Source organism: Pseudomonas sp. N-137, from assembly GCF_034555295.1.
In the GTDB taxonomy this organism is placed as follows: Bacteria; Pseudomonadota; Gammaproteobacteria; order Pseudomonadales; family Pseudomonadaceae; genus Aquipseudomonas; species Aquipseudomonas rhizophila.
Window position 1 is genome coordinate 1 of the sequence record NZ_JAXUDQ010000021.1, and the last position, 543, is coordinate 543.

At 65.2% G+C, this 543-nt stretch carries 1 protein-coding gene; it reads left to right on the forward strand.

All coding sequences use genetic code 11. The features are described 5' to 3' along the window. Positions 1–543 (forward strand): carbon starvation CstA family protein (locus T3A99_RS17090; RefSeq protein ID WP_322834593.1); only part of this gene is annotated, 543 nt, incomplete at both ends.

Here is a 543-nt window from a genome sequence, read left to right on the forward strand (position 1 = left end):
GATGTGGTGAGCGTGGCGCAGACTGTCAGCAGCTGGGGCTTTGCAATCACCCCCGAAGCGCTGCAGGCGGTGGCCAATGACATCGGCGAGACCACCATCCTGGCCCGTGCCGGCGGTGCGCCGACGCTGGCGGTGGGGATCGCGCAGATCCTGCACTCGGTGTTGCCGGGTGAGAACACCATGGCGTTCTGGTACCACTTCGCAATCCTGTTCGAGGCGCTGTTCATCCTCACGGCGGTAGACGCCGGCACCCGTGCCGGGCGCTTCATGCTGCAGGACCTGCTGGGCTCGTTCGTACCAGCCCTCAAGCGGACTGAATCCTGGGTCGCCAACCTGATCGCCACCGCCGGCTGTGTGGCGCTGTGGGGCTACCTGTTGTACCAGGGCGTGATCGATCCGCTGGGCGGCATCAACACCTTGTGGCCGCTGTTCGGCATCTCCAACCAGATGCTGGCCGGTATCGCCCTGATGCTCGGCACCGTGGTACTGATCAAGATGAAGCGCCAGCGCTACGTCTGGGTGACCATGCTGCCGGCGGTCTGG